Consider the following 22454-nt stretch of genomic DNA (forward strand, 5'->3'; position numbering starts at 1 on the left):
CGACGAGGAGCTTCGTTGATCAAGACTGCGCGTGAACGCACTGGCCTGACGCAGAGCGCGTTGGCGAACCGCTCGGGCATCCGTCAGAGCGTCATCAGCGAGTACGAGAGCGGAAGGCGAGAGCCATCGGTTGCCGCACTCGACAGGCTTCTGGGTGCCGCAGGACTGACCCTGACTCTGGCCGAAGCGCCTGAGACTTTGCGACAGGTGCGCCTCCTTGCTGCCGATCTACGGACGATTCTCGCCGAATACGGTGCGACAAACATCGAAGTGTTCGGCAGCGTCGCCCGCGGCGACGATCATGAGAACAGCGACATCGACCTCCTCGTCGACTTCGCCCCCGATGTGGGGATGTTCGATCTTCTCCGTATGCAGTCCGCGGCTGAGGCATTGCTCGGCCGTCCCGTCGATATCGTTCCGCGCGCCAGCCTCAAATCTGGTGTCGCGGACGATGTTCGGCGAGATGCGGTCCCCTTGTGAGCCGGCGAACTCGAGCACGACTCGAAGACATCGCACTCGCGTGCGCCACAATCTCGCGTTACGTCAGGCGTGCTGACAGCGATGATGAGATCGTGTTCGACGCGATTCGCATCCGTCTGCTGGAGATCGGCGAAGCGGTAAAGGACCTTCCGGCGGATATTCTCGACGCCGAACCCACGATCCCCTGGCGCGAGATCGCCCAGATGCGTGACCACCTGGCCCATCGATACTTCGACACCGCCCACGCCGTTGTCACTGCGACCGCACGGAACGATATCCCGCTGCTCGCGGCAGCGACCACCCGCCTCCTCGACGCGCTGGACGACGAAGACTGAGGCGTCGCCGCGTTACGCCGAAGGCGGAAGCCCCAGGTCCTGTTCCCGCACGGTCCCCTGGAACGACCACGGGAAGTTGATCCAGAGGTCGGTGTCCTTCCAGGCGTAGTCGGGCTGGATGATGGTCGACGGCTTCGTGTAGATCGTGACCGAGCGCACGTCCGCGCCCTTGTCCTTCAAAAGCTGCACGGCGAGCGCCAGGGTGCGGCCCGAGTCGGCGACGTCGTCGACGAGCAGCACGCGTCGCCCGTCGAGGTACGCCATGTCGAGCTCGGGAGGGAGCACCTCCGGTGCGTCCAGGACGGTGCCGATGCCGGTGTAGAACTCGACGTTGATGGCGCCGCAGTTCTTGGCGCCGAGGCCGTAGGCGATGGCGCCGGCCGGAAGCAGTCCGCCGCGGGCGATCGCCACGACGACCTCCGGTTCGAAACCGCTGGCGAGGATGCTGCGCGCCAGATCGCGTGTCGCCGTGCCGAAGCCGTCCCAGGTGAGCGTCTCGCGCTCGATCGTCGTCGTGGTCATCGCCTCATTCTCCTCCATGAGATCGTCAGTCGAGACGCGTGACCTCGACGGAGACGAACAGCTCCGACGCGCTCGGGCCCGCGTACACGCCCCGCAGCGGCGCCACGTCGCCGTAGTCGCGGCCGTGCCCGACATAGACGTGCGATTCGCCGATGTCCAGGAGGTTCGTCGGGTCGTATCCGCGCCACTCCCCCGAATACCACTCGACCCACGCGTGCGACTCGCCGATCACCGGCTGTCCGATCGGCGCCGTGGGGTCCGGATGCAGGTAGCCCGACACGTAACGCGCGGGGATGCCGGCCGCGCGCAGCACCCCGAGGGCGACATGCGCGATGTCCTGGCAGACACCGGATCGCGCAGCCCACGCCTCGCGCGCGGTGGAGTTCACGCCCGTCACGCCGCTCTGATAGTCCATCGCGCCGCCGACGGTCCGGCAGATCTCGAAGGCCGTGTCGTCGACATCCCGCCCCTCGGCCCTGATCCGCAGGGCGAGCTCGCGCATCTCGTCGTCGGGCGACGTCGCCGGTGTCTGCGTGACGCACTCGGCGAGCGACAGGGAGGACGGGATGCGGGCGTCGAGCTCATCCCACCCCACCACCTGCGCCGTGTGCGGCAGCGCACGCACATCGACGACGCTGGTCGCGGTGACCGACAGCAGCTGATGCGGTGTGAGCACCTCGAACGTCGACACGCGCGTGTCCCAGTAGTCCGCGTAGGAGTGCTGGGTCGCCGACGGCGAGATGTCCAGTGTCGCCTGCAGCACGAACTGCCCCTCGCGCGAGTGCGGCAGCATCCGCGCCTCGTTGTACGACGCGGTCGCCGGCTTCTCGTAACGGAATCCGGTGCGGTGCACGATCCGGAGCCGGCTCACAGCGCTTCTCCGATCCACACAGGCATGGCGATCGACGGGAAGTAGCGCTCCCGGATCGCGTCGCTCGCCACCGAGATCGCCACCTGCACCTCTTCCATGCTCTCCGACAGCCGATGGACGATGTCGGCGACAGGGCGGTACTCCAGCTCCGACCGCATCCTGCCGAGCACCCGGTGCGCACGATCCGGTGCCCCGAACGCCCCGGCCGGGTCGATGCCACGGAGACACTCCTCCGCCTGCAGGACGCTGGAGAGCACCGACCGCGGGAACAGCTTGTCCACGAGCAGGAACTCGACCGCGGAGGCCGCCGTGGGCACCGCCCGGTGGCCTCGGAGATGGGCCTCGTACGCGCCGCAGCTGCGCAGCAGGGTCGTCCAGCTCGGGCCGCCGGCATCCGTCAGCGAGCGCGTCGCGAGGAGCCGCGCGGTCATGTCGGCGCGCTCGATCGAGCGGCCGAGCACGAAGAACTGCCAGGCCTCGTCGCGGCTCGTCGACGAGTCGACCACGCCGAACGCCAGCGCGGACCGGTCTCGGACCCATCGGAAGAACGGGTGCGTCTTGTCGGAGGCGACCCACCGCGGCATCCGCGCGTTCGACTCGTTGAGGGTCTCCCAGAGATCCGTCGAGATGATCTCCCGTGCCCGCCGCGCGTTCTCGCGCGCGGCGGCGATCGAGTGCGCGATGGATGCTGCGTGGTCCCGGTCGAGCGCGAGCAGCCGCACCACGTCGTCGCGGCCGACCGTGCTCTCTCCATCCGCTGTCGTGCCCATGACCGAGAGCAGGGCGCGGCACGCGGTGTCCTCCTCGACCCACGGATCCTCCAGGAGCAGCTGCAGGTGCACGTCGAGGATGCGGGCGGTGCCGTCGGCGCGCTCGACGTAGCGGCCGATCCAGAACAGCGCCTCGGCGATGCGGCTCAGCATGTCGCACCTCCCTGCTGCTGCTGCTGTTGCTGCTGGTGGTGCCGGGTCTCGAGGTCCTCGTCCTGCGGCGAGGACAGGAAGGGCGGATGCGGCTCTTCACGAGGCGCCGACACGATCCCGATGGCTCCGGTGGCGATCGAGACCTCGTCGGATGCCGGATCGGAGAGTCCCGCCAGGGTCGCCGTCGGGCCGGTGAACAGCGAGGGATCCAGCACCCAGGTGTCCTTGGATCCACCGCCCTGACTGGAGTTGACGACCAGCTGCCCCTCGGGAAGCGCGACGCGCGTGAGCCCACCGGGCAGCACCCAGATGTCGTTCCCGTCGTTGACCGCGAAGGGGCGGAGATCCACGTGTCGGGGGCGGAATCCGTCCTCGACGAGCGTCGGGATCGTCGAGAGCTGCACGACCGGCTGAGCGATCCAGCCGCGCGGATCGGCGAGCAGTTGCGCACGCAGAGCGTCCAGCTCGGCACGGGAGGCATCGGGGCCGACCACGAGCCCCTTCCCGCCGGAGCCGTCGACCGGCTTCACGACGAGCTCGTCCAGGCGATCGAGCACCTCCGCGAGGGCATCCGGCTCCTCCAGACGCCAGGTGTCGACGTTCGGGAGGATCGGATCCTCGCCGAGGTAGTAGCGGATGAGCTCGGGAACGTACGTGTACACGAGCTTGTCGTCCGCGACGCCGTTGCCGATCGCATTCGCCAGAGTGACGTTGCCGAGGCGCGCAGCCAGCATCAGCCCCGGGGCTCCGAGCACCGAGTCCGGCCGGAAGTGCTGCGGATCCAGGAACTCGTCGTCCACCCGGCGGTAGATGACGTCGACGCGGGTCGGACCGGCGGTCGTGTGCATCCACACCCGCCCGCCGGAGCAGAAGAGGTCGCGGCCCTCGACGAGCTCGACGCCCATCATCCGCGCCAGCAGCGTGTGCTCGTAGTACGCGGAGTTGTACACGCCGGGCGTCAGCACGACGACGGTCGGATGATCGATCCCCACGGGTGCGGCCGCGCGCAGAGCCTGGAGCAGCCGGCCCGGGTAGTCGACCACGGGTCGCACGCGGAGGCTCGTGAAGAGTTCGGGAAGCGTCTGCGCCATCACCCGCCGGTTCGCGAGCACGTAGCTCACGCCGCTCGGCACGCGGACGTTGTCCTCCAGCACGCGCCAGGCGCCCTTCTCGTCGCGGATGACGTCGATCCCGGCCACGTGGATGCGCACCCCGTTCGCCCCGACGATGCCAGCCGCCTGCCGGTGGAAGTGCGAGGAGGAACTGATCAGCGGGGCGGGGATCACCCCGTCGCGCACGGCTGCCTGCGGGCCGTACACGTCGGCGAGGAACGCCTCCAGCGCCCGCACGCGCTGCTTCACCCCGGATTCGACGTACATCCAGTCCTCGGCGGCGATCACCCGGGGCACCACGTCGAGGGGGAACGGCCGCTCCTCGCCGGCGAAGTCGAAGGTCACCCCCTGCGCCAGGTACGAGCTCGCGAGAGCGTCCGTCCGCGCCCGCAGCTCGGCATCGTCCATTCCCGCGAGCGCGGGGTACATGTCGCGGTACGGCAGGCGCACGTCGCCGCCGCCCGCTGCGGCCTCCGACGGGAACATCTCGTCCCAGGGCTGCGGTCCGCTGCGCATCGCGGTGCGACGAGAGGTGTATCCGTTGAACAGCGACTCCATGTCGGAATACTTCCCTGGCCTGGTTTCGGCGATGTTTCCGGGGGAAGACGGGCAGCGACACGACTGCTGCCGCGGTAGAGTCGACGTGTCCGGCGATCTTCCGCCGGTGCCTGAAAAAGAGGCACGAAGCACCTCGCATGGATGCGAGGGCGAGACACATACGGATCCGCAGTTCTCCGTCCCTGTCTCGAAAGGCATTCTCATGCCCACCGTGTCCGCGCATGTCGCCCTCACCCTCGCCCAGCACATCGACGCCGTCTTCGGCGTGATGGGCAACGGCAACGCCTACTTCCTCGACGCGATCGAGAAGCAGACGGATGCCGTCTTCACCGCCGTCCGCCATGAGCAGGGCGCCGTGGTCGCCGCCGACGCGCACTTCCGGGCCTCCGGGCGCATCGCGGCCGGGACGTCCACGTACGGCGCCGGCTTCACGAACACCCTCACCGCCCTGGCCGAAGCCGTGCAGGCACACGTACCGCTCGTGCTCGTGGTCGGCGACGAGCCGACGTCGGGCCCGCGCCCCTGGGACGTCGACCAGATCGCCCTCGCATCGGCGGTGGGTGCCCGCACCTACACCGTCGGGCGGACGGATGCCGCGGCGACCACGGTCATCGCCATCGAGCACGCGCTCACGTATCGTGTGCCCGTCGTGCTCGCGATCCCGTACGACGTCGCCGCCCTCGAAGCAGGCCCTGTGGCGGAGGCGCCGGCTCCGCGGCTGCCCGCACCGCTCGCTCCGCGCGGCGAGTTCGCCGAAGGGATGCTCGACGAGATCGCCGCAGCGCTGCGCGACGCCGACCGTCCGTTCCTGCTCGCCGGGCGCGGTGCGTGGTTGGCCGGGGCGAGCGGACCGCTGGGCGAGCTCGCCGAGCTGACCGGTGCGCTCACGGCCTCGTCCGCGCTCGGCCGCGGCGTCTTCCCCGACACGCGGTACGACCTCGGCGTCACCGGCGGGTTCGGAGCCGACGGCGCGATGGAACTCGTCCGCAGCGCGGACGTCGCCGTCGTGTTCGGGGCGTCGCTGAACCAGTTCACGATGCGCTTCGGCGAGCTGTTCGCGCCCGGGACCCGCGTCTTCCAGATCGACATCGCGCCCGCCGCGACGCACGCGCACATCGGGGGCTTCGTCCGCGCGGATGCCCGTGTCGCGGCCGAGGAGCTCGTGAACCGGCTGCGGTCCGAGCCGGCCGCCGGGCACGACTTCGGAGATCGGGCGCGGCACGCCGCGTCCCCCGAGCGCTTCGGCGACGTGTCGGCCGCGGACTCCGAAGCTGTGCCCGCCCGGCCGTGGCGGGAGAGCGTCGACGTGGCATCCGCCCGCTCCTACGACGCCGGCGACGAACTCGCCCCCGACGGGCGACTCGACCCGCGTTCGGCGGCACGCCGCATCGCCGAGCTGCTGCCCGAGGACCGCGTGGTCGTATCGGACGGCGGGCACTTCATCGGCTGGGCGAACATGTACTGGCCGGTCGCCGCGCCGGATCGCATGATGATGATCGGCACTGCGTTCCAGTCGATCGGACAGGGGTGGCCGAGCGTCGTCGGGGCCGCTCTCGCACGCCGCTCGTCCACGATCGTGCTCACCTCGGGCGACGGGGGCGGCCTGATGGCGATCGCGGACCTCGAATCGGCCGTGCGTGCCGCGGCCGGCCGGGGCATGGCCGTCATCTGGAACGACGCCGCCTACGGAGCCGAGGTCAACCTCTACGGCCTCAAGGGGCTCGCCGAGGGCCCGATGCTCATCCCCGAGGTCGACTTCGCCGCGTTCGGCGCTGCGGTCGGAGCGGAAGGCGTCGTGGTGCGCACGCTCGCCGACCTCGAGCGTCTGGAGACCTGGGCAGAGGAGGATGCCGCGACGCGCCGTTTCCTGCTGCTCGACCTCCGCATCTCCGGCGCTGTCATCGCCCCGTACCAGCAGGAGATCATCCGCGTGAACTCCTGACGCTCCCGTGGCAGTTGTGGCGGGTGAATCGGCTCGATACCCACCGCAACTGCCACGGGAACGAAGGCGCTAGACCCGGCGACGGCGCATCGCGACGAATGCGAGACCCGCGGCGAGCAGCAGCAGCGCAGCGAACAGGAACGGCGTGCTGTCCGCGCCGGTCGTCGCGAGCGCGTCGGCCGCTCCGGTCCCGGGTGTCGTCGCGCCGCCGCCCGGCTGCCCGCCCGGCTGCCCTCCGCCCGGCACGGCTGTCACGGTGAGGGCAGCGCTCGTCTCCGTTCCGTCGGGCTCGATGACGACGATGCTGTGTGCTCCGGGCGCGGTTCCCTCGGGGATGGTCACCGCGAGCCGGAAGGCTCCGGCCGCATCCGTCGTCACCGTCCCGAGTGTCACGGGGGTGGATCGCAGCTCGACGCGCAGCTCGGCATCCGCGGCGAAGTCGGTGCCCGTGATCGTGAGCTGTGCTCCGGCAGCCACCGACGCCGATCCGAGGCCGAGTGCGGCCTCGGGCTCCGGCTCCGGCGGCACGCAGCCGTCGTCGCAGATCGAGAAGTTCGCGAGCACCGCCTTGTGGTCCGACGGCCACACGGCGTCGGGCGTGAAGATCTCGTCGGCGCTGTCGTCGACCACGCGCTCATTGCGCACGATCGTCGACTGCGGTCCGACGACCGTCGAGCCGTCGATCGCCAGGCGCGCATCCGGGGTGGCGAAGATGTAGTCGATCCGGTCGCGCTCGTCGGCCTCCGGCGCCCAGGTGAGCGACGAGGTCGGGAACAGCGGATTGTCCGACGGCCAGGTGAATCCAGGGTTCGCCGCAGGATCAGGATGCACAGCGCGGAAGGCGTCGACGAGACCACCGTCGAGCAGCGTCTGCGTCGTCTGCCACGGGATCACGACCCCATTGTGATCGAAGAGGTCGGCCGTCGCCGCGGTCCAGTCCTGCGAGGGAGGTTCGTTGAAGTCGCCGCCCACGACGGAGATGCGGCCGGCGGTCCGCTCGGCGTCGATGTCGGCGAGGAGTTCGGCGGCAGCATCCGGGCGACCCGACTGGAGGTTGGCGGCCAGGATCGCCTCGACGTCGGTCACCGGTGCGTCGAGCTTGTCCCAGGTGTCCCACCCGCCGGGCCAGTCGCCGTGGATCTCTCCCCCGTATCCGCGCGGCAGATACGTCGTGTACCAGCGGTACTCGAGGTGCCCGCCGTAGACGACGACCTCGGTGCCGTTGACGTCGATGACCGCCTTCGACCACCAGCGTCCCACCGTGTCGGTCGACACGATCGGGTAGCGCGAGACGATCCCGGTGTCGGTCGCCGTGAGGTGGTCGTAGCCGAGCAGCGCAGCGACCTGGGAGGGCGCGTCGCCCACCTCGGGCAGGAACGTCACGTCGGCATCGGTCTGCTCGATGATGTCGGCGATCTGCTGCGCGCCGTCGGCGACCTGGGTGCCGCCGTGCCAGACGTTGAAGGTGAGCACGTTCAGTTCGCTCACGCCGTCGACGGCGGGCTTGGGTTCGGCGGGCGGACGCGGCGGCTCGGTCGCCGCCTCCGTGACGGTCAGGTCGATCGGGCCGGCGAGGATGCCGTAGCCGTCGTCCTCGAGCAGGTAGATGTCGTACTCGCCGGCTCCCATCGACGCCGTGTTGCGCGTCCAGCCGTCGCGGGCCGACGGACCCCACGTGAGATCTCCGCTCGCCTCGGGCACGTACCGCCAGTCGAGGGATGCGGGGCCTCCCGGGATCGCACCGTCGCGGTAGATCCCGACCCAGTTCCGGTCGTGCACGGACTCCCCCGCATCGAAGGAGATCGTGACGGTCTCGTCGGTGCGGATGCTCGAGGTGTCGACCGCGAGCGATGAATCAGCGGCATGCGCAGCGGGAGCGACGAGCAGTCCGGCGAACGCGACGCCGGCTCCGAGAAGAGCGAGGAAGCCTCGACGAGATCGATGGGAGGGGGATGTCATTGCAGCGGAGTCCTTTCGACGCACGGTCCGTCGCGACGGTAGGGCCCGCAGATGGCGGCGCCGTTGCCGCGGGGTGAACGGCTCAGCGGATGCCGAGCGGAGTCGGGTTACAGACTGTCGAACTGAATGCCAGAATATCGCTCTGAACTGGTGTATTTCGGGATCGAATGTCGGTGGCTCTCGGTTGAATGGAAGACATGAACAGCACCTCGGGCTCCTTCGATCAGGTCGTGTCCGGCCTGGATGAAGTGCTGTGCTCAGACGATCTGACGGTGTTGTCGGATGCGGAGCGGATCGAGGTCCTGCGGAGCTCGGGTGACGCGCTCCGGCGAGCCGAGGCACGGGTCGTGGAGGCGATCGCCACGGCGGATGCCGCCTTCGGTCAGAGGTTCGGGTGCCGATCGACGAATGAGCTGGTCCAGAGGGCGCTGCGAACCGATTCCGTGGGTGCGGCGCGGGTGATCAAGGCGTCGAAGATCGTGCGGCGGGAGACCGAGCTGACGACCGGCGCGCCGCTGCCGGCGCGGTGGCCGGAGCTGCGACAGGCGCTGCTCGACGGCGCGATCGGGGTCGCGGGGTTGTTGGCGGCCACGGGGCCGATCGAGCAAGCGGGGCCCCGCATCGGTGCGGAGGACCGGCTGCGGGCGGATGCGGAACTCGCGGCGTACGCACGAGGCAGACTCGGCGCCGATGCCGCTGACGAGGATTCTTCTGAGGACGCGATGGCAGGGGCTCCGGCACCGACTGCGGAGGATCTGCGGACGCTGGCGCAGGTGATCGTCGCCTACCTCGACCCCGACGGCGCGGAGCCTGAGCACGAGCGCGCCGCTCGGTCACGCGGCGTCCGGCTCGGTCGGGCGAAGGACGGGCTGATCCCGATCAGTGGACGCCTGCTGCCGGAGGTCGCGGGGCAGATGCAGCGCATCTGGGATGCGTACCTGAATCCGAAGGTGGATGGACCGCCGCTTCCGGGGGTGCGTTTCGAACCGTCCGAGCAGGACCCGGACTATCTGACGTCAGCGGAGAGCGTTGCCGAGGAGATGCCGGCGGGGAGGACCGACACCCGCTCCCGCTTCCAGCTGCAGCACGACGCTCTCGCCGCAGCCCTCGGCATCGCCGCGCGCCACGACGAGATGCCGCGCCTCGGCGGTGCCGCACCGACCCTGGTGGTCTCCGTGACCGCCCAGGACTACGCGACCGGGCGAGGGTGGGCGCACATCGACGGAGCCGACGTCGCCGCCCCGGTGTCCCTTGCCCGACATGCCGCGTGCGGAGGGAACATCCAACGGGTGCTGTTCGATCCCGAAGGGCGCATCATCGGCATCGGATCCACGGAGCGCATCTTCACCGTCCACCAACGCCGCGCGATCACCCTCCGCGACAAGGAATGCCTCATCCCCGGGTGTCACGTTCCGGCGTCCTGGTGCGAGATCCACCACGTCGAAGAACACGCCAGAGGCGGACCCACGCACACCGACAACGGAGTGACCCTCTGCTGGCACCACCACCGCACTCTGGAAACCTCCGGGTGGGAGGTCCGCATGGACAACGGACGACCGAAAGTACGCGGGCCCGGCTGGTGGGACCCCACCCGACGATGGTGGGACCCTCGTTCACCCCTGCGACGCACTCAGCTGGCAAGCTGAACGACGCGCTGGTCGGAGTCCAGCGCGTCGCTCAGCGGAGATCTCAGCTCTGCGCGCCGTAGTCCGGCAGCTCCTGCAGAGTCCAGGTGTTGCCGTCGGGGTCGTCGAAGCTCACGAAGCGACCCCAGGCCTGCTCGTCGACGCCCACCGCTTCGACGCCGGCGCTCTGCAGGTGCGCCAGCGCCTCATCCGCATCCGGCACCACGACCTGGATGGTGTTCTGCTGCCCCGGCTCGAGATCGATGCCGAGACCGGTGCCGAACGCGATCGAGCAGGCAGAACCCGGAGGCGTCATCTGCACGAAGCGCATCCCGTCGAACGGTGTCTGATCATGATCCGCGTTGAAGCCGATCTTCACGTAGAAGTCCTTCGCCCGGTCGACATCCGACACCGGCACGAAGATGAGCTCGATCTTCCAATCCATCACGCACTCCTCCTGGCGAGCGCCGTCGCTCACCGGGGTCCAGGGTACGGCCCTCCCCTGCCCGGCACCAGAGGTGGTCCGGCCTTCAGATCCAGCCCTTGTCGAGCGCGATCTGCACAGCCTGCGCCCGATTCGACGCCCCGGTCTTCCCGATCGCCGCGGACAGATGGTTGCGCACTGTGCCGGCAGAGAGGAATACCTCGGCAGCGATGGCCGCTGCCGAACGCCCATCCGTCGCGAGTCGGAGCACCTGGCGCTCTCGGTCGCTGAGCGGATTCGCCCCCTCGAACAGACTCTCCTCGGCGAGCGCGGGGTCCAGGACTCGCAATCCCGCGTGCACCCGCCGCACCGCCTCGGCGAGCTGCTCCGCCGGAGTGTCTTTGACGATGAAACCGCTGGCACCGGCATCCAGAGCTGCGCGCAGATATCCGGGCCGCGCGAACGTCGTGACGATCAGCACGCGCGTGCCGGGGCTGACCTCCCGGATGCGCCGTGTGGCCTCGACGCCATCCATCCCCGGCATCTGGATGTCCATCAGACACACGTCGGGCTTCGTCTCCGCGACCAGCCGCAGCGCCTCCGCACCATCCGCCGCCAGGGCGCACACCTCCAGGTCATCCTCGAGATCCAACAGCGCGCCCAGCGCCCCGCGAACCAGCGCCTGATCGTCGGCGATGAGGAGCCGGATGCCGCCACCTCCCGTCTGCGCCGTCACCACGTCACCTCCACGCGTGTGCCGGCTCTCTCGCCCGACTCGGCCACTCCGGATTCGCGCACGCCAGCCACCAACGAGAACGCCGCACCGGCAGCGGCAGCGCGCTCCCGCATCCCCCGGATGCCGTTCCCCTCGTCGCCCCGCGCACCGACGCCGTCGTCTTCCACGCGCAGCCGGCCCGGGGCGATCACCACCCGGACGTGACGCGCCTCCGAGTGGCGGAGTGCGTTCGTGGTCGCCTCGCGCAGGATCCAGCTCGCGGTGATGGCCTGCACAGGAGACAACGCGTTCGGTGCACCATCGACGTCGAGGTCGATGTCCGCCGCGCGAAGCGCGTCCCGGCACGATGCCAGCTGTTCGACGAGCGTCGTCGCCCGCGACCCGGCGACCGTCGTCCGGATCCCCGCGATCGCTTCGGCCGTGAGCTGCTCGATGTCGGCGAGCTCGGCCCGCGCGCGCTCCGGATCGGAGTCCATCAGCCTCCGCGCCAGCTGAGCCTTGAGTCCGACGACCGTCAGCGAATGCCCCACCAGGTCGTGCACGTCACGGGCCAGCGCCTCTCTTCCCTCGCTCGTCGCCAGCTCCAGCCCGAGGCGCTCTGACTCCACGGAACGGATGATGAGCCATGTCGACACCGTGTTGACCACGCCGAGAAGTGCGACGATCGCGAGGACGGAGAGGTTATTCATCCCGCCGGGCAGCAGGAACACGCACAGCGCGGTGATGACGACCGCACTGACGGTGGTGATCCAGTGCCACAACCGGGTGAGCCCGTAGGACGCGAACGACATCAGGAAAGGCAGGAAGCTGAGCGCCGAACCGCCCTCGGCAGGCACGGAGACCAACGTGCAGACGATGAGAGCCGCGAACGTGGCCCACTGACGTGCGGCCGGATTCTGCCCGAGCCCACCGCGGCGCATGCCATGCATGAACCCGGTGACATAGAGCACGACGAACACGATCAACGCGACCCAGCCGACCACCACCCAGGCTGCAGGCGCCTCCGAACGCAGCAAGGCGATCACCGGGTAGATCAGGAAGACCAGCCAGATGACCGCCATGAGCCAGCCGAATCTCGCCCAGGGATTCTTCGGCCCCGCGTCACGGGAGAGCGGCTGCACCATCCGTCCAACCTACTGGCGAGCGCGCGAGCGCTTCATCCCGACGGTGACGAGCACAGCGAACAGCGCCAGCCAGACCACGACGTTGAGCAGCAGCATCCACATCTCATCGCTCTGCCCGGTCGTCAGTCGCCCATCGGTGAGCGGCCAGCGGCTCAGTGCGACGAACCCGTAGAGGGGCGTGAACCGCGCGATGTCGAGCATCACCCCGTCGAGCGGCATGAAGACGTTGCCGAAGAACGCGAAGAACGTCATCGAGATCGAGGCGAGGGCCGCCGCCGAATCGGAGCTGAAGAACAGTCCGACGCCGAGTCCGAACAGCCCGTAGATCAGTCCGATGCCGAGGATGATCCCGGCCGTCGCGACCCAGCGCCAGGCGTCGTCGACGTGCGCGCCGCTGAGCATGCCCGCGGTGAACACAGCCACCAGCGCCAGGGCCGCGAACGCGACAGACGTGAGCATCTTCGTCAGTGCGTAGCCCGCGGTGGTCAGCGGGGTCATCGCCAGCTGCCGGCCCCATCCCTGCTTCGCTTCGGTCGCCGCGAGAGAGGTGAGCGAGCTCATGGCGACGGCCGTGCCGTAGGCGGCCATCGACGTCATGATGTAGAACGACACGTTGCCGTTGCCCGCCGACAGCGTGCCGTAGCCCATGCTCACGCCGAACAGCAGATACATGGCAACCGGCATCGCGAGCGTGAACGCCAGGGTGTACGGGTTGCGCAGCTGGCGGACGCCTTCGATGCGCAGCATGGTGGGTGAGATCAGCATGGGTCAGTCCTCCGTGAGAGCGGTGAAGGCGGTCTCGAGCGTGGGCGCGGCGATCTCCAGATCACGGGCGCCCGCGTCGAGCAGGATGCGGGCGACGATGTCGGAATCGGCCGCGCGCAGGGCGACACGGTCGTCGTCGAGCCGCACCTCGATCACGCCCGGTGTCGCGCGCAGCGTGGCGACCAGATCGTCGGCCTCGTGCGATGCGATCGTCGCCGAGACCGTGCGCTCGCCCAGGCTCGCCCGTAACCGCGCGGTAGGCGAGTCTGCGACGACGACCCCTCGGTGCATGACGATGGTGCGACGGGCGAACTGCTCCGCCTCTTCGAGATAGTGGGTGGCGAACAGGATGGTGCGTCCGGCATCCGCATCCGCGCGCATCACGTCCCAGAAGTGTCGCCGCGCCGTGACATCCATGCCTGCGGTCGGTTCATCCAGCACGAGGATGTCGGGATCGGACACCATCGCGAGCGCGAACTTGACCCGCTGCTGCTCGCCTCCCGAGCACTTCGCCACCCGACGACGGGCGAGATGTCCGAGGTCCGCACGCTCCATCACCTCGGGGACCCGGCCGATGGCCGCAGCGCCGTGCAGCGATGCGATGAGCTGCACCGTCTCGAGCACGGTGAGGTCGGACAGCAGGCCGCCGGTCTGCAGCACGGCACCGATCGACCCGCCGGCCGTCGCCCGCTCCGGCGTGGTGCCGAGCACCTCGACCGTTCCGGCACTCGGAACGGTGAGGCCCAGCAGCATGTCGAGCGTGGTCGTCTTGCCCGCCCCGTTCGGCCCGAGCAGAGCGACGATCTCGCCGCGGCGGACCGTCAGGTCCACACCGTCCACGGCCTGCACGAGCCGGTCGCCCGAGCCGTAATGACGACGTACGCCCGTCAGGGCGATGACGATGGGGTCGTCGGTCACGAGGGTCGACGCCCGCGCGGCCGCTTCAGCGACGGAGGAAGTGTTCATACCCCCAGCCTGGTCGCGCCGTCGCGACCGCACCGGATGCCGATGTCATCGGCTCGGCATGACACGTGTCATGCCGAGGGGAAGATGCCCACCGCTCAGGATGCCGGCAGCAGTGCCCCCTCGAAGAACTCCGCCAGCTCGTCCACCCCGTCGAGCGGGAGGATCGCCGCGACGTACTGATCGGGCCGCACCACGATCACGACACCGTCGCGGGACAGCTCCCGCGCCGCGAAGATGTCGGTCTCCGTCCACTTCGAGGGTCCCGCGGCGTAGACCTTCTCCCAGTCCGTGAGCCCGAACGGGCCGGTCTTCGGCTGGAACAGCTCAGGAACCGTCGTGACCTCGATCTCCTCGTATGGCTGCTGGTACACGGCTTTCACGTCGAAGACCGCGTCGACGTCGGCATCCGCCGGTGTGAACCGTGCGAACAACGGCGCGGCGGCATCCGCCCACGCGGCGAGCGCCGCACCCGTCCGATCGCCGAACGCATAGACCCGCCAGCGGCCGTCGGCCTTGGCGTGGTGTCCGAGATGCACGACGTTGCCGTCGCCGACCCGGATGACCTCGGCCGACTTGAAGCGCTTGCCGAGCGGGAACCCGCCGGCCAGCCCCTGCTGCGTATCGGATCCGGTGATCATCGACGAGGTGTACTGCGTCATGAACCCGGAGGGGAACTCCGCCGTCGCGAGGTAGTAGGTCGCCAGTTCGCCGGGATCGGAGATCTCCTCGGGCTTGCGTGCCATCAACGTCGACCACTCCCGGTCGAAGTCGATGAGCTGCTGTGCGACCGGCCGCCGCTCGGCGCCGTACGTGGCCAGCAGCGCCTCGGGCGCGCGACCGGTCAGCACCGACCCGAGCTTCCAGCCGAGGTTGAAGCCGTCCTGCATCGAGACGTTCATGCCCTGTCCTGCCTTGGCACTGTGCGTGTGGCATGCGTCACCCGTCAGGAAGACGCGCGGAGTGCGGTCCGACTCCTCGAGCACGTCATCGAAGCCGTCCGTGACCCGGTGTCCGACCTCGTACACGCTGTGCCAGGCGACCTGCTTCACGTCGAGCGTGTACGGGTGCAGGATGTCGTTCGCCTTGCGGATGATCTCCTCGATCGGCGTCTGCCGCACCCGGTGGTCGTCGTCCTGTGCGACCTCGCCGAGGTCGATGTACATCCGCGACAGGTATCCGCCCTCGCGCGGGATGTGCAGGATGTTGCCCGCCTGGGAGTTGATCGCGCATTTGGTGCGCCAGTCCGGGAAGTCGGTGTTCACCAGCACGTCCATGACACCCCAGGCGTGCGCAGCGCTTCCGCCGACGTGGGTGCGGCCGATGGCCTGACGCACGCCGCTGCGGGCGCCGTCGCACCCGGCCACGTACTTCGTCCAAACGGTCTGCTCTTCGCCGGCACGCTCCCCCGCCACGTGGCGCACGCGCACCTCGACGGGGTACTCGCCCTCGTCGTGCACGGTGAGCCCCACGAACTCGACGCCGTAGTCCGGCGCGATCCGTCCGGGACCTGTCGCAGCGGCCTCGGCGAAGTAGTCGAGCACGCGGGCCTGGTTCACGATCAGGTGCGGGAACTCGCAGATGTCGTAGGCGTAGTCCGCCGTGCGAGCGGTGCGGATGATCTCGCGCGGGTTCTCCGGGTCAGGGCTCCAGAAGTTCATCCACCCGATGTTGTAGGCCTCGGCGACGATCCGCTCCGCGAACCCGAACGCCTGGAAGGTCTCGACGCTGCGCGGCTGGATGCCGTCGGCCTGGCCGAGCACGAGACGTCCCTCTCGCTTCTCGATGATCCGCGTCGAGACGTCGGGGTACTGCGACATCTGCGCGGCGAGGAGCATGCCGGCCGGGCCCGAGCCGACGATGAGCACGTCGACCTCGTCCGGCAGCGTGGCCGGACGATTCTTGCCGAGTCCTGCGGCATCGTGCACGCGCGGGTCCCCGGAGACGTAGCCATGGTGGTGGAACTGCATCGTCGTCGATTCCTTCCGACTGCTCTGTCAGGTCGTGCTTCGGTGTTGCTTCTCGAACGATCGTGTTCTATATTCGAACACAACGTTCTACTATTGAACACAGCGTATTCCGGCGGACCCCGGAATGCAAGCAATGCCCTGACGGCAAGGAGTGCCCGATGACAGCAGCAGAGTCGACCTCTCCCGCTTCCCAGACCCTGAGCCGCGGGATCCGGATCCTCGAGATCCTCGCCGATGCCCGCGGGCCGCTCCTGATCGACGAGATCGCCGGCCGCCTGGGAGTGCACCGCTCGATCGCGTATCGCCTGCTGCGCACGCTGGAGGACCATCGCCTCGTGGGGCGCGATGCGGCAGGCGCCGTCTCCCTGGGTCCCCGCATGGCCGCTCTCGCCGCCGGCGTGGCACACGACCTGCAGGCCGAGGCACTCCCCGAGCTCACCGCCATCGCGAACGAGCTCGGCATGACCTGCTTCCTCGCGGTGCTCGACGGGGACGAGTGCATCACCCTCGCGAGCGTCGAGCCCCGACACGCGGTGGCGAGCGTCGCCCAGCGCCCCGGCGCACGGCATCCGGTCACTGCGGGCGCCCCCGGCAAGGCGATCCTCGCGCAACTGGCACCGGCGGAGTGGCCGTCAGAGGTGTCCGCCGCACTACGCGCCGAGATCGAGGTCACTCGCGCTCGGGGCTACGGCACCAGCCATGACGAGGTCATCCCCACCGTCAAGGCCGTGGCCGCACCGCTTGCCCTCCGCGGTCAGCGACCCGCCGCAATCGCCGTCGTGCACGTGGCGACCGCGCTCGACGACGCCGGGATCGCGGTGCGCCTGCAGCGCTCCGCAGCCGTCATCCGCGACGCGCTCGACGGCTGACGCCCACTGCTCCCGCGGCGCGCGATGCGCCACGGGAGCGGTGGGATGAGACGTGTCAGGCCTTGGCGAGCCCGTAGATCGGGCTGACCGACTGCTCCTCCTCGCGATCCGGACCCAGCGGGATGCCGGAACGGTCGCGCAGCAGCAGCGTCGCGATAAGGCCGAGCACGGTCATGCCCGCCAGGTACCACGTCACGGCCTGGGTCGACCCGGTCGCCTGCACGATCGCGGTCGCGATGGTCGGCGCGAACGCACCGCCCGCGATCGCGCCGATCGCGTAGGAGATCGAGACCCCGGAGAAGCGGATGCTGGCCGGGAACAGCTCCGTGTACAGCGCCGCCTGCGGGCCGTAGGTGAAGCCGAGGCCGATCGTGAGGATGGCGAGTCCGACGAACAGCAGGCCGATCTGCCCGGTGTTGACGAGCGGGAACAGGGCGAAGACACCGATGAGCTGCAGCACCCAGCCGATGATGTAGGTCGTGCGCCGACCGATGCGGTCGCAGATCCAGCCGGCCAGGAGCGTCGTCAGCAGCCAGGTCACCGCGGAACCGGCGACGGCCCAGAGCACCGGACCGCGCTCGAGGCCGATCGGCCCCTCCGGGTTCGTCGCGTAGCCCTGGATGTATCCGCCGGTGGTCATGTAGCCGACGGCGTTGTTGCCTGCGAAGACGAAGGCCGCGATGATCACGAGCAGCGCGTGCTTGCGGAACAGCTGCACGATCGGCATCCGCGCCTTCTCCTTGCGGGCGGCGAGCTCGGTGAAGACCGGGCTCTCCTCGACCTTGCGGCGCACGTAGTAACCGACGAGGATCAGGACGACGCTGAGCAGGAACGGCACGCGCCAGCCCCAGGCGGCGAACTGGTCGCCCGGTGCGATCGCGGTCATCAGGGCCATGACGCCGGAGGCGAGCAGCAGCCCGAGCGGCACGCCGATCTGCGGCGAGGCACCGAAGATCCCGCGCTTGGTGCGGGGGGCGTGCTCGACGGCCATCAGGACCGCGCCGCCCCACTCGCCACCGGCCGAGATGCCCTGGATGATGCGCAGCAGCACCAGCAGGATCGGCGCAGTGATTCCGATCGTCTCGTACGTCGGAAGCAGACCGATCAGAGCGGTTGCCGCACCCATCAGGATCAGCGTCCACATGAGCACGGTCTTGCGACCGAGCTTGTCGCCGTAGTGGCCCGCGAGGAAGGCGCCGAGCGGGCGGAAGAGGAAGCTGACCCCGACGGTGGCGAAGGCGATCAGCGCGCTGTTCGCGCCCAGCGGCTCGAAGAACAGCTGTCCGAACACGAGGCCGACCGCGGTCGCGTAGATGAAGAAGTCGTACCACTCCACGGTGGTACCGACGACGGTGGCGAACACGACGCGGCGACGATCGGCCGCCGTCGCGATGGTGCCGGTGGGCGTGAACCCAGCCTGTGACTGCCCGCTCATGGGGTGTCTCCTTTGTTTGTGACCGCATTGTCACGGCGTGCGGGGACGTGAATCCCGAGTTGCTTGCCGAGGGGTGATCCGATGATATATGATTTCGAATACGACGCACAAGGCGTCTTGCACGACACCGCAGACGAGCGCGAGGAGGCGCCCCGTGACGGACCAGATCGCCCGCCCCGGCAAGATCATCGCGATCCATCTGAGCTACGCCTCACGCGCCGACCAGCGCGGCCGGCGCCCGGCAGCTCCCTCCTACTTCTTCAAGCCGGCCAGCTCCGTCGGCGTCTCCGGCGGCACGGTCGAGCGTCCGGCGGGGACCGAACTCCTCGCCTTCGAGGGGGAGATCGCCCTGGTGATCGGCACCACCGCACGCCGCGTCTCGCTCGACGAGGCGTGGGCGCACGTCGGCGGGGTCACCGCATCGAACGACCTGGGCCTCTACGACCTGCGCGCAAACGACAAGGGCTCGAACGTCCGCTCCAAGGGCGGCGACGGCTACACGCCGCTCGGACCGCGGCTGATCGATGCGCGCACGGTCGATCCCGCCGCGCTGCGCGTCCGCGCCTGGGTCAACGGCGAATTGCGCCAGGACGACACCACCGCCGGCCTCATCTTCCCGCTCGCCCAGCTCGTGGCCGACCTCTCCCAGCACTTCACGCTCGAACCCGGAGACGTCATCCTCACCGGAACCCCGGCAGGCTCCTCGGTCATCGTGCCCGGCGACGTCGTCGAGATCGAGGTGGACGCACCGGATGCCGCGGGCGCCCCGTCCTCGGGCCGGCTGATCACCACCGTGGTCCAGGGCGACGTGCCGTTCGATGCGGAGCTCGGCTCGCTCCCCGCCGTCGACGATCTGCAGCGCACCGAGGCCTGGGGTTCTGCCGAGGCAGCCGGGCTCGTGGCGACCACCGGTGAGGAGTCACAGAACGCCGCGCCCGCGCCGGCCGATGCGGCGATTCCTGACCCCTCAGGACTCTCTCCCGAGCTCCGCGCCAAGCTTCTCGAAGCACCGACCGCCGGCCTCTCCGCCCAGCTGCGCAAGCGCGGGCACCACTCCTGCTTCATCGACGGGGTCGCGGCCAACATCGCCGGCACGAAGATCGTCGGCACGGCCAAGACTCTCCGCTTCGTCCCGTTCCGCGAAGACCTCTTCGCGAGCCACGGCGGCGGCTACAACGCGCAGAAACGTGCGTTCGACGCAGTGGACGAAGGCGAGATCATCGTGATCGAGGCCCGCGGCGATGCCACGACCGGCACGCTCGGCGACATCCTCGCCCTCCGCGCGAAGGCGCGCGGCGCGGCCGGAGTGGTCACCGACGGCGGGGTCCGCGACTTCGACGCGGTCGCCGAGATCGGTCTTCCCGTCTTCTCGCAGGGCGCCCACCCCTCGGTCCTCGGCCGCAAGCACGTGCCGTGGGACGTCGACGTCACGATCTCCTGCGGCGGCGCGACCGTGCAGCCCGGCGACATCATCGTCGGCGACGGCGACGGCGTGATCGTGATCCCGCCGGCGCTGGTCGAAGATGTCGTCGACGCCGCGCTCGCCCAGGAGATCGAGGATGCCTGGATCGCGGAGCAGGTCGCCGCCGGGCATCCGGTCGACGGACTGTTCCCGTTGAACGCCGAATGGCGCGCACGCTACGAGGCGCAGAGATGACGACCACGGCCGTCAGCAAGTCCGAGGTCGCCTACGAGTGGATCCGCTCGCGCATCACGGGGCACATGTTCAGCCCCGGCTACCGTCTGGTGCTCGGATCGATCGCGGATGATCTGCAGATGAGCGTCGTGCCGGTGCGCGAGGCGATCCGGCGCCTCGAGGCCGAAGGCCTCGTGACCTTCGAGCGCAACGTCGGCGCGAGGGTCACCCTGGTCGATGAGAGCGAGTACGCGCACACGATGCAGACGCTCGGCATCGTCGAAGGCTCGGCGACCGCGCTCTCCGCTCCCCTGCTCGACGAGGACGCCCTCGACGAGGCGGCCAGGATCAACGACCGGATGTCGCGGATGCTCGAGCATTTCGACGCCCACGCGTTCACCGAGCTCAACCGGCAGTTCCACTCGGTGCTGTTCGAGCCCTGCCCGAACCCGCACCTGCTCGACCTCGTGCACCGCGGCTGGTCGCGGCTCTCCGGCATCCGTGATTCGACGTTCGCGTCCGTTCCCGGTCGCGCGCAGCACTCGGTCGAGGAGCACGCCGAGATCCTCGCACTCATCCGGGCGGATGCCGATCCGCTCGAGATCGAACTCGCCGCCCGCAACCACCGCTGGCGCACGATGGACGCGTTCCTCGATGCCCTGCACAACCGTTCCGCCCACGCCACAGGAGAAGCCTCATGACCGACTCGCGCATCCCCGCCGATCTTCCTGACCACATCCAGCACTACATCGACGGCGCCTTCGTCGACTCGGTCGACGGCGACACGTTCGACGTGCTCGACCCGGTGACCAACAAGACCTACACGACGGCCGCCGCCGGCAAGAAGGCCGACATCGAGCTGGCCGTCGCCGCCGCGAAGCGCGCCTTCGAAGAGGGACCGTGGCCGCGGATGCTGCCGCGCGAGCGAAGCCGCGTGCTCCACCGGATCGCCGACATCGTCGAGTCGCGCGACGCCCGCCTGGCGGAGCTCGAATCCTATGACTCGGGCCTGCCGATCACGCAGGCGCTCGGCCAGGCGCGACGCGCGGCCGAGAACTTCCGCTTCTTCGCCGATCTGATCGTCGCGCAGTCGGACGACGCCTTCAAGGTGCCCGGCAAGCAGATGAACTACGTCAACCGCAAGCCGATCGGCGTCGCGGGCCTCATCACGCCCTGGAACACCCCGTTCATGCTCGAGTCGTGGAAGCTCGGCCCCGCGCTCGCGACCGGCAACACCGTGGTGCTGAAGCCGGCCGAGTTCACGCCGCTCTCGGCATCCCTCTGGGCGGGCATCTTCGAAGAGGCGGGACTCCCCCAGGGGGTCTTCAACCTCGTGAACGGCCTGGGCGAGGACGCCGGCGACGCGCTCGTGAAGCACCCCGACGTACCGCTGATCTCCTTCACCGGTGAGAGCTCGACCGGCCAGCTGATCTTCGGCAACGCCGCGCCCTTCCTCAAGGGCCTCTCGATGGAGCTCGGAGGCAAGTCCCCCGCGGTCGTCTTCGCGGATGCCGACCTCGAGGCCGCCGTCGACGCCACGATCTTCGGCGTCTTCTCCCTGAACGGCGAGCGCTGCACGGCAGGATCCCGCATCCTCGTCGAGCGCTCGATCTACGAGGAGTTCGTCGAGCGCTACGCCGCCCAGGCGAAGCGGGTCAAGGTGGGCTACCCGCACGATCCGGCCACCGAGGTCGGCGCGCTCGTGCACCCGGAGCACTACGACAAGGTGATGAGTTACGTCGAGATCGGCAAGACCGAGGGGCGCCTCGTCGCCGGCGGCGGTCGCCCCGAAGGCTTCGACGAGGGCAACTTCGTCGCCCCGACCGTGTTCGCCGACGTCTCGCCCGACGCACGCATCTTCCAGGAGGAGATCTTCGGCCCGGTCGTCGCGATCACGCCGTTCGACTCCGATGAGGAGGCGCTGTCGCTCGCGAACAACACCAAGTACGGCCTCGCGGCCTACATCTGGACCAACGACCTCAAGCGCGCACACAACTTCGCGCAGTCGGTCGAGGCCGGCATGGTGTGGCTGAACAGCAACAACGTGCGCGACCTCCGCACGCCGTTCGGTGGTGTGAAGGCCTCCGGCCTCGGCCACGAGGGCGGCTACCGCTCGATCGACTTCTACACCGACCAGCAGAGCGTGCACATCACGCTCGGCGGCGCGCACAACCCGACCTTCGGCAAGTAAGCGAGGACGCTGAC

Annotated in this window: 20 protein-coding genes; 8 read left to right on the forward strand and 12 right to left on the reverse strand. The window is 69.2% G+C overall.

Translation table 11 applies throughout. The annotated features are described in order from the left end of the window. The first annotated feature begins 15 nt into the window (after positions 1 to 15). Both ABS642_RS07965 and ABS642_RS07970 read left to right on the forward strand, forming a co-directional pair. A complete protein-coding gene (locus tag ABS642_RS07965; protein ID WP_350352902.1) occupies positions 16 to 480 on the forward strand; it encodes a nucleotidyltransferase domain-containing protein in 465 nt (154 codons plus the stop codon). Then, complete coding sequence (locus tag ABS642_RS07970) at positions 477 to 815, forward strand: HepT-like ribonuclease domain-containing protein (protein WP_282214125.1); 339 nt, start codon at positions 477 to 479, stop codon at positions 813 to 815. Before ABS642_RS07965 ends, ABS642_RS07970 begins: the two co-directional genes overlap by 4 nt. A 12-nt stretch (positions 816 to 827) precedes the next feature. Here the strand turns inward: ABS642_RS07970 and ABS642_RS07975 are convergent, their stop codons facing one another. From ABS642_RS07975 to ABS642_RS07990, 4 genes are read right to left on the reverse strand one after another with little or no spacing between them, the layout of a single operon-like run. Beyond that, entirely contained in the window at positions 828 to 1337 is a 510-nt protein-coding gene (locus ABS642_RS07975; RefSeq protein ID WP_282214126.1) for a phosphoribosyltransferase, read from the reverse strand. Positions 1338 to 1362: 25 nt separating this feature from the next. Next, a complete protein-coding gene (locus ABS642_RS07980; protein WP_350352903.1) occupies positions 1363 to 2208 on the reverse strand; it encodes a transglutaminase family protein in 846 nt (281 codons plus the stop codon). Next, positions 2205 to 3131: an alpha-E domain-containing protein gene (locus ABS642_RS07985; RefSeq protein ID WP_282214128.1), complete on the reverse strand. Its 927-nt coding sequence runs from the start codon at positions 3129 to 3131 to the stop codon at positions 2205 to 2207. The genes ABS642_RS07980 and ABS642_RS07985 overlap by 4 nt, the downstream gene beginning before the upstream one ends. Continuing rightward, the gene (locus ABS642_RS07990; protein WP_350352904.1) at positions 3125 to 4801 is read right to left on the reverse strand and encodes a circularly permuted type 2 ATP-grasp protein; all 1677 of its coding nucleotides are present in this window, start codon (positions 4799 to 4801) and stop codon (positions 3125 to 3127) included. Before ABS642_RS07990 ends, ABS642_RS07985 begins: the two co-directional genes overlap by 7 nt. Before the next feature lie 202 nt (positions 4802 to 5003). Between ABS642_RS07990 and ABS642_RS07995 the strand changes: the two genes are divergently transcribed. Then, a complete protein-coding gene (locus tag ABS642_RS07995) occupies positions 5004 to 6743 on the forward strand; it encodes a thiamine pyrophosphate-binding protein (RefSeq protein WP_350352905.1) in 1740 nt (579 codons plus the stop codon). Positions 6744 to 6812: 69 nt separating this feature from the next. On the opposite strand, the gene ABS642_RS08000 is transcribed toward ABS642_RS07995, so the two are convergent. Continuing rightward, entirely contained in the window at positions 6813 to 8702 is a 1890-nt protein-coding gene (locus tag ABS642_RS08000; RefSeq protein WP_350352906.1) for an endonuclease/exonuclease/phosphatase family protein, read from the reverse strand. A 197-nt stretch (positions 8703 to 8899) separates the two neighbouring features. Between ABS642_RS08000 and ABS642_RS08005 the strand changes: the two genes are divergently transcribed. Continuing rightward, positions 8900 to 10348, forward strand: a complete 1449-nt coding sequence (locus ABS642_RS08005; protein ID WP_350352907.1) for a DUF222 domain-containing protein — start codon at positions 8900 to 8902, stop codon at positions 10346 to 10348. A gap of 43 nt (positions 10349 to 10391) precedes the next feature. On the opposite strand, the gene ABS642_RS08010 is transcribed toward ABS642_RS08005, so the two are convergent. From ABS642_RS08010 to ABS642_RS08035, 6 genes are all read right to left on the reverse strand, one after another. Next, complete coding sequence (locus ABS642_RS08010) at positions 10392 to 10772, reverse strand: VOC family protein (protein WP_282214133.1); 381 nt, start codon at positions 10770 to 10772, stop codon at positions 10392 to 10394. Between the two features lie 85 nt (positions 10773 to 10857). Further along, positions 10858 to 11490, reverse strand: coding sequence for a response regulator transcription factor (locus ABS642_RS08015; RefSeq protein WP_350352908.1), 633 nt, complete (start codon positions 11488 to 11490; stop codon positions 10858 to 10860). Continuing rightward, a complete protein-coding gene (locus tag ABS642_RS08020; protein WP_350352909.1) occupies positions 11484 to 12611 on the reverse strand; it encodes a histidine kinase in 1128 nt (375 codons plus the stop codon). The genes ABS642_RS08015 and ABS642_RS08020 overlap by 7 nt, the downstream gene beginning before the upstream one ends. Positions 12612 to 12620: 9 nt before the next feature. Then, complete coding sequence (locus tag ABS642_RS08025) at positions 12621 to 13376, reverse strand: ABC transporter permease (protein ID WP_350352910.1); 756 nt, start codon at positions 13374 to 13376, stop codon at positions 12621 to 12623. Positions 13377 to 13379: 3 nt separating this feature from the next. Then, entirely contained in the window at positions 13380 to 14342 is a 963-nt protein-coding gene (locus ABS642_RS08030; RefSeq protein WP_350352911.1) for an ABC transporter ATP-binding protein, read from the reverse strand. Between the two features lie 95 nt (positions 14343 to 14437). Further along, positions 14438 to 16309 carry an FAD-dependent monooxygenase gene (locus ABS642_RS08035; protein WP_350352912.1) on the reverse strand — a complete coding sequence of 624 codons (1872 nt, stop codon included), beginning with the start codon at positions 16307 to 16309 and terminating at the stop codon, positions 14438 to 14440. A gap of 158 nt (positions 16310 to 16467) precedes the next feature. Here ABS642_RS08035 and ABS642_RS08040 point away from each other — a divergent pair, with 158 nt between their 5' ends. Then, positions 16468 to 17178, forward strand: a complete 711-nt coding sequence (locus tag ABS642_RS08040) for an IclR family transcriptional regulator (RefSeq protein WP_350352913.1) — start codon at positions 16468 to 16470, stop codon at positions 17176 to 17178. A 55-nt stretch (positions 17179 to 17233) separates the two neighbouring features. On the opposite strand, the gene ABS642_RS08045 is transcribed toward ABS642_RS08040, so the two are convergent. Further along, positions 17234 to 18613 carry an MFS transporter gene (locus ABS642_RS08045; protein ID WP_350352914.1) on the reverse strand — a complete coding sequence of 460 codons (1380 nt, stop codon included), beginning with the start codon at positions 18611 to 18613 and terminating at the stop codon, positions 17234 to 17236. 88 nt (positions 18614 to 18701) lie between these two features. On the opposite strand from ABS642_RS08045, the gene ABS642_RS08050 reads away from it, so the two are divergent. From ABS642_RS08050 to hpaE, 3 genes are read left to right on the forward strand one after another with little or no spacing between them, the layout of a single operon-like run. Further along, positions 18702 to 20270, forward strand: a complete 1569-nt coding sequence (locus ABS642_RS08050) for a fumarylacetoacetate hydrolase family protein (protein WP_350352915.1) — start codon at positions 18702 to 18704, stop codon at positions 20268 to 20270. Continuing rightward, positions 20267 to 20950: a GntR family transcriptional regulator gene (locus tag ABS642_RS08055; RefSeq protein WP_282214142.1), complete on the forward strand. Its 684-nt coding sequence runs from the start codon at positions 20267 to 20269 to the stop codon at positions 20948 to 20950. The genes ABS642_RS08050 and ABS642_RS08055 overlap by 4 nt, the downstream gene beginning before the upstream one ends. Then, complete coding sequence (gene hpaE, locus ABS642_RS08060; protein ID WP_282214143.1) at positions 20947 to 22440, forward strand: 5-carboxymethyl-2-hydroxymuconate semialdehyde dehydrogenase; 1494 nt, start codon at positions 20947 to 20949, stop codon at positions 22438 to 22440. The genes ABS642_RS08055 and hpaE overlap by 4 nt, the downstream gene beginning before the upstream one ends. The last annotated feature ends 14 nt before the right edge of the window (positions 22441 to 22454 follow it).

Origin of the sequence: Microbacterium sp. A8/3-1, from assembly GCF_040267695.1 — a bacterium.
Taxonomy (GTDB): domain Bacteria; phylum Actinomycetota; class Actinomycetes; order Actinomycetales; family Microbacteriaceae; genus Microbacterium; species Microbacterium luteolum.